The organism is Streptomyces sp. NPDC040718, assembly GCF_055593565.1.
In genome coordinates this window covers 1-14,344 of record NZ_JBVIXO010000014.1, presented here as the reverse complement: position 1 = coordinate 14,344, position 14,344 = coordinate 1, and the positions used below count along the sequence as shown (strand labels likewise).

Sequence of the window (14,344 nt, the reverse complement as noted above, 5' to 3'; positions counted from 1 at the left end):
TCTCAGCCGATTCCGGGGATGAGGGAGATGAGCAGGTCGATGAGCTTGATGCCGATGAACGGGGCGACGAGGCCCCCGAGTCCGTAGACGCCGAGGTTGCGGCGGAGCATCTTGTCCGCGCTGGTCGGCCTGTACTGCACGCCCTTGAGGGCGAGCGGGACGAGGGCGATGATGATCAGCGCGTTGAAGATGACGGCGGAGAGGATCGCCGACTCCGGCGAGGCCAGGCCCATGATGTTGAGCTTGTCCAGGCCCGGGTAGACCACCGCGAACATGGCCGGGATGATCGCGAAGTACTTCGCCACGTCGTTGGCGATGGAGAACGTGGTCAGCGCGCCCCGGGTGATGAGGAGCTGCTTGCCGATCTCGACGATCTCGATGAGCTTGGTCGGGTTGGAGTCGAGGTCGACCATGTTGCCGGCCTCCTTGGCGGCCGACGTACCCGTGTTCATCGCGACGCCGACGTCGGCCTGGGCGAGCGCGGGGGCGTCGTTGGTGCCGTCGCCGGTCATCGCGACCAGTTTCCCGCCCGCCTGCTCCCGCTTGATGAGGGCCATCTTGTCCTCGGGCGTGGCCTCCGCGAGGAAGTCGTCGACACCCGCCTCCTCGGCGATGGCCTTGGCCGTCAGCGGGTTGTCGCCGGTGATCATGACGGTCTTGATGCCCATGCGGCGCAGCTCGTCGAACCGCTCGCGCATGCCCTCCTTGACCACGTCCTTGAGGTGGATGACACCCAGGACACGGGCGCCCTTCTCATCGTGAACGGCGACCAGCAGGGGGGTTCCCCCGGCCTGCGAGATCGAGTCGGCGAGCGAGCCGGCTTCCTCGGTGACCTGTCCGCCCTGTTCCTTGACCCAGGTGATGACGGAACCGGCCGCGCCCTTGCGGGTCTGCCTGCCGTCGACGTCCACGCCCGACATGCGGGTCTGGGCGGTGAAGGCGATCCACTCGGCATGGGCGAGCTCGCCCTGGTGGCGTTCGCGCAGCCCGTACTTCTCCTTCGCCAGCACGACGATGGAACGGCCCTCGGGCGTCTCGTCGGCGAGCGAGGACAGCTGGGCGGCGTCGGCCAGCTCGGCCTCGGTCGTGCCCTTGACGGGGACGAACTCGGAGGCTTGGCGGTTGCCGAGGGTGATGGTGCCCGTCTTGTCGAGCAGCAGGGTGGAGACGTCGCCCGCGGCCTCGACCGCGCGGCCGGACATGGCCAGGACGTTGCGCTGGACCAGGCGGTCCATGCCGGCGATGCCGATGGCGGAGAGCAGCGCGCCGATCGTCGTCGGGATCAGGCAGACCAGCAGGGCCGTCAGCACGATCATGGACTGCTTGGCGCCCGCGTAGATCGCGAAGGGCTGGAGGGTGACGACGGCCAGCAGGAAGACGATGGTGAGCGAGGCCAGCAGGATGTTGAGGGCGATCTCGTTGGGGGTCTTCTGCCGGGCGGCGCCCTCGACCAGGTTGATCATGCGGTCGATGAAGGTCTCGCCGGGCTTCGTCGTGATCTTGATGACGATCCGGTCGGACAGGACCTTGGTACCGCCGGTGACCGCCGACCGGTCGCCGCCCGACTCGCGGATGACCGGCGCCGACTCGCCCGTGATGGCCGATTCGTCGACGGACGCGACGCCCTCGACGACGTCACCGTCGCCGGGGATGGTGTCGCCGGCCTCGCAGACGACGAGGTCGCCGATCTTCAGCTCGGTGCCCGGTACGGATTCCTCGCCGAGGCCGTCCGCGGTGAGGCGGCGGGCGACGGAGTCCGTCTTGGCCTTGCGCAGGGTGTCGGCCTGGGCCTTGCCCCGGCCCTCGGCCACGGCCTCCGCGAGGTTCGCGAAGATCGTGGTCAGCCACAGCCACGCGGTGATCGCCCAGCCGAACCAGTCGGTGGGGTCCTTCAGCGCGAGGAGGGTGGTGACGACCGAGCCGATCAGGACGACGAACATGACCGGCGACTTGATCATCACGCGCGGGTCGAGCTTGCGGACGGCGTCCGGGAAGGACTTCAGCAACTGCTTGGGGTCGAACAGGCCGCCGCCGACGCGGCCGCCGCCGGGCTTGTGGCCGGTTGGCACGTCCTGGTGCGGAGCCCTGGTGGGGGTGGCGGTGCTCATGATGCGAGCCCTTCGGCGAGCGGACCCAGCGCCAGGGCCGGGAAGTAGGTCAGACCGGTGATGATCAAGATGGTGCCGACGAGCAGGCCGGCGTAGAGCGGCTTGTCGGTACGGAGGGTGCCCGCGGTCTCGGGGACGGGCTTCTGCTCGGCCAGCGAGCCGGCCAGTGCGAGGACGAACACCATGGGCAGGAAGCGGCCCAGCAGCATCGCGATGCCGATGGTGCTGTTGAACCACTGGGTGTCGGCGTTCAGGCCGCCGAAGGCGGAGCCGTTGTTGTTGGCGCCCGAGGTGTAGGCGTACAGGACTTCTGAGAAGCCGTGTGCCCCGGAGTTGAGCATCGAGTGCGGCGGGGTGGGCAGTGCCATGGCGGCGGCGGTGAAGCCGAGGACCAGGGCGGGGGTGATGAGGATGTAGCAGGCCGCGAACTTGATCTCGCGGGTGCTGATCTTCTTGCCGAGGTACTCGGGGGTGCGGCCCACCATCAGGCCGGCGATGAACACGGCGATGATCGCCATGACGAGCATGCCGTAGAGGCCGGAGCCGACTCCGCCGGGCGCGATCTCGCCGAGCTGCATGCCCAGGAGCTGGATGCCGCCGCCCAGACCGGTGTAGGAGGAGTGGAAGGAGTTGACCGCACCGGTTGAGGTGAGCGTGGTGGCGACCGAGAAGATCGCCGAGGCGCCGATGCCGAACCGGGTCTCCTTGCCCTCCATCGCACCGCCGGCGACCTCGAAGGCCGGGCCCTTGCCCGCGAACTCGGTCCACATCATCAGGGCGGTGAAGCCGAGCCAGATGATCGCCATCGTCGCGAGGATCGCGTAGCCCTGGCGCAGGTTGCCGACCATCCGGCCGAAGGTGCGGGTCAGCGAGAACGGGATGACCAGGATCAGGAAGATCTCGAACAGGTTCGAGAACGGACTCGGGTTCTCGAAGGGGTGGGCCGAGTTGGCGTTGAAGTAACCGCCGCCGTTGGTACCCAGCTCCTTGATGACCTCCTGCGAGGCGACCGCACCGCCGTTCCACTGCTGCGTCCCGCCCGAGAACTGACCGACCTCGTGGATCCCGGAGAAGTTCTGGATCGCGCCGCAGGCGACGAGGACGAGCGCGCCGACGACGGCGATGGGAACGAGGATGCGGACGGTGCCGCGCACAAGGTCGGCCCAGAAGTTGCCGAGCTCACCGGTGCGGGAGCGCGCGAAGCCCCGTACGAGGGCGACCGCGACGGCCATGCCCACCGCGGCGGACACGAAGTTCTGCACCGCCAGGCCGCCGGTCTGCACCACGTGGCCCATGGCCTGCTCGCCGTAGTACGACTGCCAGTTCGTGTTGGCCACGAAGGAGGCGGCGGTGTTGAAGGCCTGGTCCGGGTCGATCGCGGAGAAGCCGAGCGAGCCGGGCAGGATCCCCTGGGCGCGCTGGAGGGCGTAGAGGAACAGGACGCTCACGGCGGAGAAGGCGAGGACGCCGCGCAGGTACGCGGGCCAGCGCATCTCGGTCGACGGGTTGGCGCCGATGGCCTTGTAGATCCACTTCTCCGGCTTGTAGTGCCTCTCGGAGGAGTAGACCTTGGCCATGTGGTCGCCCAGCGGGCGGTAGGCCAGTGCGAGTGCGGCGATCAGCGCGAGGAGCTGGAGCACACCAGCGATTTCGGGGCTCATGTCGGTACTCAGAACCTCTCCGGCTTGACGAGGGCGAGGACGAGGTATCCGAGCAGGGAGACGGCCACCACGAGGCCGACGATGTTCTCGGCGTTCACAGCTTGGTCACCCCCCGGGCGATGAGGGCCACCAGCGCGAAGACCGCGACCGTGGTGACGACGAAGGCCAGATCGGCCACCGTGAGCTCCTGGATGAAGTGGAAGATGTTTATCGGCCATGTGGCCGAAGACGAGATAACCGTGTCTTCACCCCGGCGTTAAGACACCTTGACGGGCTCCATACGGGCGCGGGGCAACTCTTAACGGGGTTCTTGCGCCGCGGGCCAGGGGAAGGCTGTGTCAGGCCTGGTGGGGGAGTCCGACGGTGTCCAGGGCGGCCCCGGCCTGTGCGGCCAGGGCGACCGCCACCCGGCGGGCCTCCTCGGAGGGCAGGGGAGCAGGAGGACGGCCGTCCGGACCTCGTCACGGTCGGAGATGGTGAACCGCTGGTAGGGCCTGGTGAGGAAGAAGTCGCACCAGGCGGCCGCCGAGAGCGCGGCCAGGGCGCCGGCGGCGCGCGTGCCCGCAGAGGCGACCGCGGCCACGGCGACGACCATGACCAGGGCCTCGTTCGTCGCGGAGAGGTCCGCACGGAAGGGAACGAGCGCGAGCGCCACGAGGAAGGGTGTCACGAGGGCCGCGAGGAGCACCGACTTTCCGCCCCCGGCGTCAGGACCGCGTGAAGACTGCGGCACCCGCCGTATGGATCTCGCCAAGAACACTGGTCGTCCCGCCGGGCCGTTCCGACGCTGGCCTGACCTTGTCCAACGGAGGAACAGCGAAGATGTCCATACACATGGGAGAGCAGGCGGCGGCGGGACGGGCTCCCGGCACGGAGGAGCCTCCTGATACCGGCGTGGCGACGCCCGTGGCAGTGGCCGGGGACCAGCACAAACTGACCGCGCTGCAGGGGCTGGCCGCGCTGTCGCTCGACGCCATGGCGTCCGTGGCGTACGGGCCGGAGTCGATCGTGCTGGTGCTGGCGGCGGCCGGCGCGTACGGGATGGGCTTCACCCTCCCGGTGACGTTCGCCATCGCGGCCCTGCTGGCCGTGCTGGTGGCCTCGTACCGCCAGGTCATCGCCGCGTTCCCGGACGGCGGCGGCTCGTACGCCGTCGCGAAGCGGCACCTCGGACGGCGCACCGCCCTGGTCGCCGCGGCCTCGCTGATCCTGGACTACGTACTGAACGTCGCCGTCTCCGTCACGGCCGGCGTGGCCGCCCTGACCTCGGCGTTCCCCGAGCTGTACGGGGAGCGGGTGTGGATCTGCCTCGGGATCCTCGTCCTGGTCACCCTTGTCAACCTGCGGGGCGTGGTCGATTCGGCCAAGGCGTTCCTGGTGCCGACCGCCCTGTTCGTCGGCTCCATCCTCGCCATGATCACCGCCGGGCTGTTCCGGGACGCCCCCGTCAGCACGGCCTCCGCCGCCGGGCACGCCTCCGTCCTCGGCGAGGGCGCGACCACGGTCGGCGCGCTGCTCCTGCTCAAGGCCTTCGCGGCCGGCTGCTCCGCCCTGACCGGAGTCGAGGCCGTCGCCAACGCCGTGCCGTCGTTCCGGGCCCCGGCCGCTCGCCGTGCCCAGCGCACCGAGGTCGCCCTCGGCACCCTGCTGGGCGTCATGCTGATCGGCCTGTCGGTGCTGATCGGCCGTTTCCACCTCCAGCCCGTCGAGGGCGTCACGGTGCTCGCGCAGCTCGCAGACGCCTCTTTCGGCCACAACGCCGCCTTCTACGTGGTCCAGTTCGCCACCATGGTGCTTCTGGCCCTCGCCGCCAACACCTCCTTCGGCGGACTGCCGGTCCTGATGAGCCTGCTCGCCAGGGACAACCACCTGCCGCACGTCTTCGCGCTGAAGGCCGATCGCCAGGTCCACCGCCACGGTGTGGTCTGGCTGGCCCTCGTGTCCGCCGCCCTGCTGGTGTTCTCGGGCGGCGACACCAACACCCTCGTCCCGCTCTTCGCCATCGGCGTCTTCGTCGGCTTCACCATCTGCCAGGTCGGCATGGTCCGGCACTGGTGGGGCGAACGCCCGCGGGGCTGGCGGATGAAGGCCGTCCTCAACGGCTTCGGCGCGCTGCTCACCGGGGTCTCGGCGGCCGTCGTCACCGCCACCAAGTTCACCGAGGGCGCCTGGCTGATCGTGGTCGCGCTGCCGCTGCTCGTCCTCGGCTTCGAGAAGATCCACCGCACGTACGCCGGCATCGGCGAGCGCCTGGAGCTCGGCCGGATCCCGCAGCCCCCGACGCGGGCCCGGTCCCTGGTCGTGGTCCCCGTCTCGGGACTGTCGCGGCTCACCTCCCAGGCGCTGACGGCCGCGCGCTCCCTCGGCGACGAGGTCCTCGCCGTCACCGTCACCCACACCGCCCCCGAGGACCGGCGGGCCGCCGAGGCGCTGCGCCGCGACTGGGAGCTGTGGAACCCCGGAGTGGAGCTGGTCGAGCTCCCCTCCCAGGCCCGGTCCCTCGGCCGCCCCGTCTCCGGCTACGTACGCGAACTGACCGCGACCCACCCGGACGCACAGGTCACCGTGCTCATCCCGGAGACCGAACCGGCCCGCCTGTGGCAGCGGCTGCTCCAGAACCAGCGCGGCTCCGTCGTCGCCCACGCCGTCCGCCGGGACACGGACGCGGTCATCTGCCGACTGCGCTTCCGCGTCGCCTCCGAGGCGCGCTGACGCACCCTTGATGGCGCTTTGACACGGCCCGTACGCCGCCGTCAAGAAGGCGCCAATTCCCCTCACGGAAAGGGGATCTCATGAACAACAGGCAGTAACTTCCTGCCTGTTGCGCCGCCGGGGGTCTCACATACCCGTATGACGGCCGAGGGGGTCGAGGGAGAGGCCCCCGGCGGCGACACTCCTCACCCGCGCACCCGCCTCCCGCCCGCCAGGGCCGATGAGGGGTGCCCAGCCGCACTCACCAGAAGGTCTCTTCATGGCTCCCGCCGCCCAGCACGTTTCCCCGGGTCTCGGGACCCCGCCGCGGACCCCGGTCAACCGGCCCTCCCGGAAGCGCCCCGGCCGGGGGAAGGCGCTGGAGCCCGAGCTCCTCGCCACTTCCGCCCGGGATGCCGTCGCCAAGCTCCACCCGCGTGAGCTGGTCAAGAAGCCGGTGCTGTTCGTCGTGGCCGTCGGCTCCGTACTCACCACCCTCTCCGCCCTCATCCACCCGTCCGTCTTCACCTGGGTGATCAGCGTCTGGCTGTGGCTGACGGTCCTGTTCGCCAATCTGGCCGAGGCGGTCGCCGAGGGCCGGGGCCGCGCCCAGGCCGAGTCGCTGCGCAAGGCCCGTACGGACACGGTCGCGCTGCGGCTGGAGCACTGGACGTACGGGGCGAACCTGCGGCAGGCGCGGACGGAGGCCGTCACCCCGGCCGAGCTCCAGCCCTTCGACTTCGTCCTCGTGGAAGCCGGCGAACTGGTTCCGGCCGACGGCGACGTGGTCGACGGGGCGGCGATGGTCGACGAGTCGGCCGTCACCGGCGAATCGGCGCCCGTGCTGAGGGAATCGGGCGGCGACCGGACCGCGGTCACCGGCGGGACGACCGTCCTGTCCGACTCGATCGTCGTACGGGTCACCTCGCGCCCGGGCAACAGCTTCATCGACCGGATGATCGCCCTGGTGGAAGGCGCGTCCCGGCAGAAGACCCCGAACGAGATCGCCCTGAACATCCTGCTGGCCGCCCTGACCGTCATCTTCGTCCTGATCGTGGTGGGCATCCAGCCGATGGCCGCCTACGCGGGCGCCGCCCAGTCCACGACCGTGCTGGTCGCGCTCCTCGTCACCCTCATCCCGACCACGATCGGCGCGCTGCTGTCCGCCATCGGCATCGCGGGCATGGACCGCCTGGTCCAGCGCAACGTCATCGCGATGAGCGGCCGCGCCGTCGAAGCGGCCGGCGACGTGAACACCCTTCTCCTCGACAAGACCGGCACCATCACCCACGGCAACCGGGAAGCCGCGGCCTTCATCCCGCTCCCCGGCATCGACCACACCAAGCTCGCGGACGCCGCCCAGCTCTCCTCCCTCGCCGACGAGACGCCCGAAGGCCGCTCCGTCATCGCCCTGGCCGAGCGGTACGGACTCCAGCCGGTCGCCACGGAGGACCTCGGCAACCCCCGCTTCACCGAGTTCAGCGCCCGCACCCGGATGAGCGGCATCAACCTCAGCTGGGACAACGGGGCCGGCTGCGCCATCCGCAAGGGAGCGGTGGCACAGGTCTGCGACTGGGTCGCGGCGCGCGGCGGCACCGTGGCGGCGGAGGCCGCCACCTGGTCCGCCTCCGTGTCCGAGTCCGGGGGCACGCCCCTGCTGGTCGCGGTCCATGACTGGGACGGACCACGGGTCCTCGGCATCATCCACCTCAAGGACGTGGTCAAGGACGGCATCCGCGAGCGCTTCGCGGAGCTGCGCAGCATGGGCATCCGGACGGTCATGGTCACCGGCGACAACGAACTGACCGCCCGGGCCATCGCCGCGGAGGCCGGGGTCGACGAGTACCTGGCGGAAGCCACCCCCGAGGACAAGTTGGCCCTGATCAAGCGGGAGCAGGCGGGCGGCAAGCTGGTCGCGATGACCGGCGACGGAACGAACGACGCCCCGGCCCTGGCCCAGGCCGACGTGGGCGTGGCGATGAACACGGGCACCTCGGCCGCCAAGGAGGCCGGGAACATGGTCGACCTGGACTCCAACCCGACCAAACTCATCGAGATCGTCGAGATCGGCAAGCAGCTCCTCATCACCCGAGGCGCCCTGACCACCTTCTCGATCACGAACGACGTCGCGAAGTACTTCGCGATCATTCCGGCGATGTTCACGTCCGCCTACCCCGGACTCGGTGCCCTCAACATCATGGGGCTCAGCAGCCCCACCTCCGCCATCACCTCGGCGATCATCTTCAACGCCCTCATCATCGTCGCGCTGATCCCGCTCGCCCTGCGCGGCGTCCGCTACAAGCCGGCCTCCGCCCACGACCTGTTGCGCCGCAACCTGGGCGTCTACGGCCTCGGGGGCCTCATCCTGCCCTTCGTCGGCATCAAGCTCATCGACCTCCTGGTCTCCACCATCCCCGGCCTCGGATGAGAACCCCCGCGGGGCCGGGCGCATCGAGCCCGCGCGACTGCGGCCTGGTCATCACGGTTCCCGACGGGCGCCGCACGCGGTACGAACTCGCCGACCCCCGCCTCGGCCACGCCCTGGACGACCTGCGCACCGCTGTCGTGGCCGTCAGGGAAAGCCGTGACGCCTGGCAGGGCAAGGGCTGCTGCGCCACCGTGGCCGTATCTCCTACGCCATAGGAGGCTTCCTCCGCGTTAAGGAAGCGTCAGGATCGGCCCACGCACGTGCACGAATGATCCTGCTGCGTACGCTGGCTCAGCCGTCGACGTCGACGGCTGATTCTTTGCCGTACGACAGGAGCCCCCACGATGGCCACCCCTGCCCGCTCCTCGCGCCTGCGCGCGTGGCTGCTGGAAGGCTTGACCGCCGAGAACAGTTCGCCCGCCGCCAAGGAGGCGGCGGCCCAGCCCCACGGCCGGCCGTGGTGGCGGGTCATGTGCCTCACGGGGCTCGACTACTTCTCCACCCTGGGCTACCAGCCCGGCATCGCGGCGCTCGCGGCCGGGCTGCTGTCGCCGCTCGCGACCATCGTGCTCGTCCTGCTCACCCTCTTCGGCGCGCTGCCCGTCTACCGGCGCGTGGCCGAGGAGAGCCCCCATGGCGAGGGCTCGATCGCCATGCTGGAGAAGCTGCTGTCGTTCTGGAAGGGCAAGCTGTTCGTCCTGACCCTGCTCGGGTTCGCGGCGACCGACTTCCTCATCACCATCACCCTCTCCGCGGCCGACGCGACCGCGCACCTCGTGGAGAACCCGCACCTCACCAGCACCCTGCACGGCCACGAAGTGCTGATCACCCTGATCATGATCGCGCTCCTCGGAGCCGTGTTCCTCAAGGGGTTCAGCGAGGCCATCGGCGTCGCCGTGGTCCTCGTGGCCACCTACCTCGGCCTGAACGTCGTGGTCGTGGCGGTCGGCCTGTGGAACGTGATCACCGAACCGCACGTGATCACCGACTGGACGACCGCGCTGACCACCGAGCACGGCAACCCGTTGATGATGATCGCCATCGCCCTCGTCGTGTTCCCCAAGCTCGCGCTCGGCCTCTCCGGTTTCGAGACCGGAGTCGCGGTCATGCCGCACGTCAAGGGCGACCCCGACGACACCGTGGAGAGGCCCGCGGGCCGCATCCGCGGGGCGAAGAAGCTGCTCACCACCGCGGCCATCATCATGAGCGTCTTCCTGATCTGCTCCAGCTTCATCACGACGCTGCTGATCCCGGCCGACCAGTTCCAGCCCGGCGGCGAGGCGAACGGCCGCGCCCTGGCCTACCTGGCCCACGAGTACCTGGGATCCGCCTTCGGCACCGTCTACGACGTCTCCACCATCCTCATCCTGTGGTTCGCGGGCTCCTCCGCCATGGCCGGCCTGCTCAACCTGATGCCCCGGTACCTGCCGCGCTACGGCATGGCCCCGCACTGGGCCCGCGCCCTGCGCCCGATGGTCATCGTGTTCACCCTGATCGCCTTCCTCGTGACCTGGATCTTCAACGCCGACGTGGACGCCCAGGGCGGCGCCTACGCCACCGGTGTCCTCGTCCTGATCACCTCGGCCGCCGTCGCCGTGACCATCGCCGCCCGCCGGGCGGGGGAGCGCGGCTGGACCATCGGCTTCGGCATCATCTCGGCCGTCTTCATCTACACCACCGGCGTCAACGTCGTGGAGCGCCCGGACGGCGTGAAGATCGGTGCCTGCTTCATCGCCGGCATCATGGCCCTGTCCCTGCTGTCCCGCCTGGCCCGTGTCTTCGAGCTGCGCGTCACGGACATCGAGTTCGACGACATGGCGCAGCGGTTCATCCGGGACACCGCCAGCCGCACGATCCGGTTCATCGCCAACGAGCCCGACAACCGGGACGCCGAGGAGTACCGGCAGAAGAAGGCGCAGATCCGCGCGGACAACGACATCCCGGCCGAGGACGACGTGATGTTCGTCGAGGTCACGGTCCTGGACGCGTCCGAATTCGAGTCCGGGATGCGCGTCCGCGGTGAGGTCCTGCACGACCGCTACCGGGTCCTGACCCTGGAGAGCTCCAGCATCCCCAACGCCCTCGCCGCGCTGCTGCTCCACGTCCGCGACGAGACCGGGCAGCGGCCGCACATCTACTTCGAGTGGACCGAGGGCAACCCGATGGCCAACTTCTTCCGGTTCTTCCTCTTCGGCCAGGGCGAGGTCGCCCCCGTCACCCGAGAGGTCATCCGCGAAGCCGAGCCCGAACGCTCCCGCCGGCCCCACGTCCACGCCGGCTGACCACTTCCGTATGTGAAGCGCGAGGAATCCCGTCTGTCCCTCGCAAAAGCGGGGGACCGGCGGGGCTGACCGGGACCGCAGCCCTGCGGAAACTGGCCGAGCACATCGACCGGGAGGCGGCCCGGTCCGTGTTCAAGGTCTCCGGGCTCGGATGATGCCGCTCACCGCGACGGCGGCCGGTCTCCTGAACCCCGCCCCGGTTCCGGCTCGTTGAGGACGATCGCCCCGGATGGGCAAACGCCGACGGCCATCCGCGCGGCCGTGAGCCGGTCGGCGGCCGGCTCGGCCTGCAGCAGGACCACCAGGCCGTCATCGGCGTCCTGGTCGAACACCTCCGGAGCGGTCACGGCGCACATCCCGGCGCCGACGCAGCGCTCACGGTCGGTGCTCAGGCGGGCCGGGCTCACTTCTCGTCCCAGGTGACCGGGAGGCTCTTGACGCCGAAGATGTCGGCGGCCTCGGTCGCGGTTGGCGGTGTTGATCGACAGGACGACCGTCGTGCGGCCTCGACGGTCTGGCCGCCGACCTCGACGTCCTCCAGCGCCGTCCGATGGAAGGTCTTGGCGATGCTGAGGTACCGCAGGAGCTCCTCCACCGCACCGTCGGTGAGCGCGGGGTCGGCGCGCAGCGCGGCCGGCTGCACCGGGTTCTGCAGCAGCGCGAAGGTGCCGAGGGACAGCATGTTCGGTGTCGGTGGACGGCTTCGTCGCGGCCGCTGCGTCTGGGCAGGCGATATCGGAGGTAGCGACAACGCTGCGCCCCCGCACCCGCCTGTCCTACCGGGACGGCCCGGCGGATCCGCGTCCGCCGGAGCGTCTCACACGGCGGGCGCGGCAGCGTACCCGTACATCGCGGAGGCCCCCAGCTCCTCCTCGATCCGGATGAGCTGGTTGTACTTGGCCGTGCGGTCCGAGCGTGACAGGGAGCCGGTCTTGATCTGCCCGCAGCCCGTGGCGACGGCCAGGTCCGCGATGGTCGTGTCCTCCGTCTCGCCGGAGCGGTGGGACATGACCGCCGCCCATCCGGCCCTCCGTGCGGTGCCCACCGTCGCGAGTGCCTCGGTCAGCGTCCCGATCTGGTTGACCTTGATCAGGACGGCGTTCCCCACGCCCGCGCGGATGCCATCGCGTACCAGGGCCTCGTTGGTGCAGAACACGTCGTCGCCGGTCAGCTGGCACCTGTCCCCGACCCGTGCCGTCAGCTCGCGCCATCCGCCGAGGTCGTCCTCGGCCATGGGGTCCTCCACCGAGACGATCGGGTACGCGTCGATCAGCTTGGCGAGGTAGTCGACCTGTTCGGCGGAAGTACGCCGGACGCCCTCGCCGGCGTACACGTACACGCCGTCCCGGTAGAACTCCGACGACGCGGGGTCCATGACGAGGCCGATGTCCGCGCCGGGCCGGTAGCCGGTCCGCTCGATCGCGGCCATGACGAAGTCGAGCGCCTCCTCGGCCGTGCGCAGGGCGGGCGCGAAGCCGCCCTCGTCGCCGACGCCCGTGGAGTGGCCAGCGGCCAGCAGGTCGCGGCGGAGCGTGTGGAAGACCTCGGATCCCATCCGGACGGCCTCCAGGAAGGATCCCGCACCCACCGGCGCGATCATGAACTCCTGGAAGTCCAACGGATTGTCGGCGTGGGCGCCGCCGTTGACGATGTTCATCATCGGCACCGGAAGCACACGGGCGTCGGCTCCGCCGAGGTAGCGGTACAGCGGCTGCCGGTGCGAGACGGCGGCGGCCTTCGCGGCGGCGAGGGAGACCCCGAGCAGGGCGTTGGCGCCGAGCCGTGCCTTGGTGGGCGTGCCGTCGAGCGCGACGAGGGCGGCGTCGAGGCCGGCCTGGTCGTCGGCGTCCCGGCCGGTGACGGCATCCGCGATCTCGCCCTTCACATGGGCCACGGCGCGGTCGACGCCCTTGCCGTGCCAACGCCGTGCGTCGCCGTCGCGCAGCTCCACGGCTTCGCGGGCGCCGGTGGAGGCGCCGGAGGGCACGGCGGCACGTCCCAGGGATCCGTCGGCGAGGACGACGTCGACCTCGACGGTCGGGTTGCCGCGGCTGTCGAGAACGGCTCGGGCGGTGACGCCGCGGACGGCGGTCGGCTCGACTGTGTATGCGGGCATAGGAGTTCCTCCCGTTGTCGCCTGCCGGGCCCTGGCTGCGACGACGCTGACGCTCGGCCCGACGCGGCAAAACTGTACAGCATGGCTGAACAGTTCTGCTGTTCAGTTGTGCTGTTCAGTTCTGCTGCGCAACGATGCGCCCGGGTTAAAGTGCCCTATGACCACCCCGGAAGCCGCCACCGTCGCCACCGAACTGCGCACCGCGATGGCCAAGCTCACCCGGCGCGCGAAGCACGAGGACCGGACCCCGCACGGACCCTCCGTGAAGCACGAGGACCGGATTCCGCACGGATACATCGCGGTGCTCGGAGTCCTGGAGCGCGGCGGCGCCATGACCACCAGCGACCTCGCGACCGATCAGGGCGTACGCCCGCAGTCGATGGCCCGCGCCGTCGGCCTCCTCCTCGAACAGGGCCTGGTCACCCGCAGGGCTCACCCCACGGACGGCCGCAAGACCCTGCTCGAGCTGTCGGACGCCGGCCGGGCCGCCCTGGAGGCGGAGCGCGGTCGCAGGGCCGGATGGCTGGCCCTGGCCATCGAAACCGAACTCACGGCAGCCGAGCGGGAACTGCTCGCGCGCAGCGCGGCCCTGATGGAGCGGCTGGCCGCGCGCTAGGCCGGAGGCGTCCTGGGGATACCGCAGTAGGCGGCGCTCCGGTCCCCCCGGCGCTGCCTCCGGCCTCAGAGCTGTCTGGCGGATATGACCTGGGCCGGGCAGAGCTGAATGGCCTCCTTGGCCTGGGCCTCTTCGTCGCCCTGAACACGCTCGTGCAGCAGTTGCACGATGCCGTCGTCGTCCAAGTCGAAGACATCCGGGGCCGCCATCAGGCACGAGCCCGTCCCGAGGCAATTCTCGACCTGGATTTCGACCTCAATCACTTCGATGACTCCTTCGTCACATGGGAAGAGAGCGCGCACCGCCTCGATCTGCTCGTCCGAGTGGTCGAGGCGGTGCCGTTCGTCACTTGGTTGCGAGTTGGTTGGGTGTGGGGGTTGTGGTGGTGGTGGCTTCTTGTGTGGCTTGTTGGATGGAGCGGTTGCTGAGTGCGGGGAGGCTG

The 14,344-nt window shown here is 70.0% G+C and carries 11 protein-coding genes and 2 pseudogenes; 5 read left to right on the top strand and 8 right to left on the bottom strand.

Features of this window, described 5'->3' with window-relative positions:
* Window positions 1–2 precede the first annotated feature (2 nt).
* From kdpB (ACZ597_RS28260) to ACZ597_RS28245, 4 genes are all read right to left on the bottom strand, one after another.
* Window positions 3–2,108 carry a potassium-transporting ATPase subunit KdpB gene (kdpB, locus tag ACZ597_RS28260; protein ID WP_471335664.1) on the bottom strand — a complete coding sequence of 702 codons (2,106 nt, stop codon included), beginning with the start codon at window positions 2,106–2,108 and terminating at the stop codon, window positions 3–5.
* A complete protein-coding gene (gene kdpA, locus ACZ597_RS28255) occupies window positions 2,105–3,769 on the bottom strand; it encodes a potassium-transporting ATPase subunit KdpA (protein WP_471335661.1) in 1,665 nt (554 codons plus the stop codon). Before kdpA ends, kdpB (ACZ597_RS28260) begins: the two co-directional genes overlap by 4 nt.
* Window positions 3,770–3,777: 8 nt before the next feature.
* Window positions 3,778–3,867 carry a K(+)-transporting ATPase subunit F gene (gene kdpF, locus ACZ597_RS28250; RefSeq protein WP_458639295.1) on the bottom strand — a complete coding sequence of 30 codons (90 nt, stop codon included), beginning with the start codon at window positions 3,865–3,867 and terminating at the stop codon, window positions 3,778–3,780.
* 200 nt (window positions 3,868–4,067) lie between these two features.
* On the bottom strand, window positions 4,068–4,502 hold the full coding sequence (locus tag ACZ597_RS28245; protein WP_471335657.1) for a DUF4118 domain-containing protein: 435 nt from the start codon (window positions 4,500–4,502) through the stop codon (window positions 4,068–4,070).
* Between the two features lie 89 nt (window positions 4,503–4,591).
* Here ACZ597_RS28245 and ACZ597_RS28240 point away from each other — a divergent pair, with 89 nt between their 5' ends.
* The 4 genes and pseudogenes from ACZ597_RS28240 to ACZ597_RS28225 all read left to right on the top strand — a co-directional run bounded on the left by ACZ597_RS28240 (window position 4,592) and on the right by ACZ597_RS28225 (window position 11,170).
* A complete protein-coding gene (locus ACZ597_RS28240; protein ID WP_471335654.1) occupies window positions 4,592–6,481 on the top strand; it encodes an APC family permease in 1,890 nt (629 codons plus the stop codon).
* Window positions 6,482–6,740: 259 nt separating this feature from the next.
* Window positions 6,741–8,888 (top strand): potassium-transporting ATPase subunit KdpB, encoded by a 2,148-nt coding sequence (gene kdpB, locus ACZ597_RS28235; protein ID WP_471335651.1) that lies wholly within the window; start codon window positions 6,741–6,743, stop codon window positions 8,886–8,888.
* A 32-nt stretch (window positions 8,889–8,920) separates the two neighbouring features.
* Window positions 8,921–9,103: pseudogene (locus ACZ597_RS28230) on the top strand (hypothetical protein); the annotation flags it as partial.
* Between the two features lie 129 nt (window positions 9,104–9,232).
* Entirely contained in the window at window positions 9,233–11,170 is a 1,938-nt protein-coding gene (locus ACZ597_RS28225; RefSeq protein WP_471335648.1) for an APC family permease, read from the top strand.
* Window positions 11,171–11,331: 161 nt separating this feature from the next.
* Here ACZ597_RS28225 and ACZ597_RS28220 read toward each other — a convergent pair whose 3' ends face one another.
* The 3 genes and pseudogenes from ACZ597_RS28220 to eno all read right to left on the bottom strand — a co-directional run bounded on the left by ACZ597_RS28220 (window position 11,332) and on the right by eno (window position 13,286).
* Window positions 11,332–11,577: a ferredoxin gene (locus ACZ597_RS28220; protein ID WP_471335999.1), complete on the bottom strand. Its 246-nt coding sequence runs from the start codon at window positions 11,575–11,577 to the stop codon at window positions 11,332–11,334.
* Between the two features lie 45 nt (window positions 11,578–11,622).
* Window positions 11,623–11,861: pseudogene (locus tag ACZ597_RS28215) on the bottom strand (cytochrome P450); the annotation flags it as partial.
* Window positions 11,862–11,987: 126 nt separating this feature from the next.
* Window positions 11,988–13,286 carry a phosphopyruvate hydratase gene (gene eno, locus ACZ597_RS28210; RefSeq protein ID WP_471335644.1) on the bottom strand — a complete coding sequence of 433 codons (1,299 nt, stop codon included), beginning with the start codon at window positions 13,284–13,286 and terminating at the stop codon, window positions 11,988–11,990.
* A gap of 157 nt (window positions 13,287–13,443) precedes the next feature.
* On the opposite strand from eno, the gene ACZ597_RS28205 reads away from it, so the two are divergent.
* A complete protein-coding gene (locus ACZ597_RS28205; protein ID WP_471335641.1) occupies window positions 13,444–13,902 on the top strand; it encodes a MarR family winged helix-turn-helix transcriptional regulator in 459 nt (152 codons plus the stop codon).
* A gap of 65 nt (window positions 13,903–13,967) precedes the next feature.
* Here ACZ597_RS28205 and ACZ597_RS28200 read toward each other — a convergent pair.
* Window positions 13,968–14,344: ferredoxin (locus tag ACZ597_RS28200; RefSeq protein WP_471335638.1), on the bottom strand; the 377-nt coding region annotated here is incomplete at its 5' end.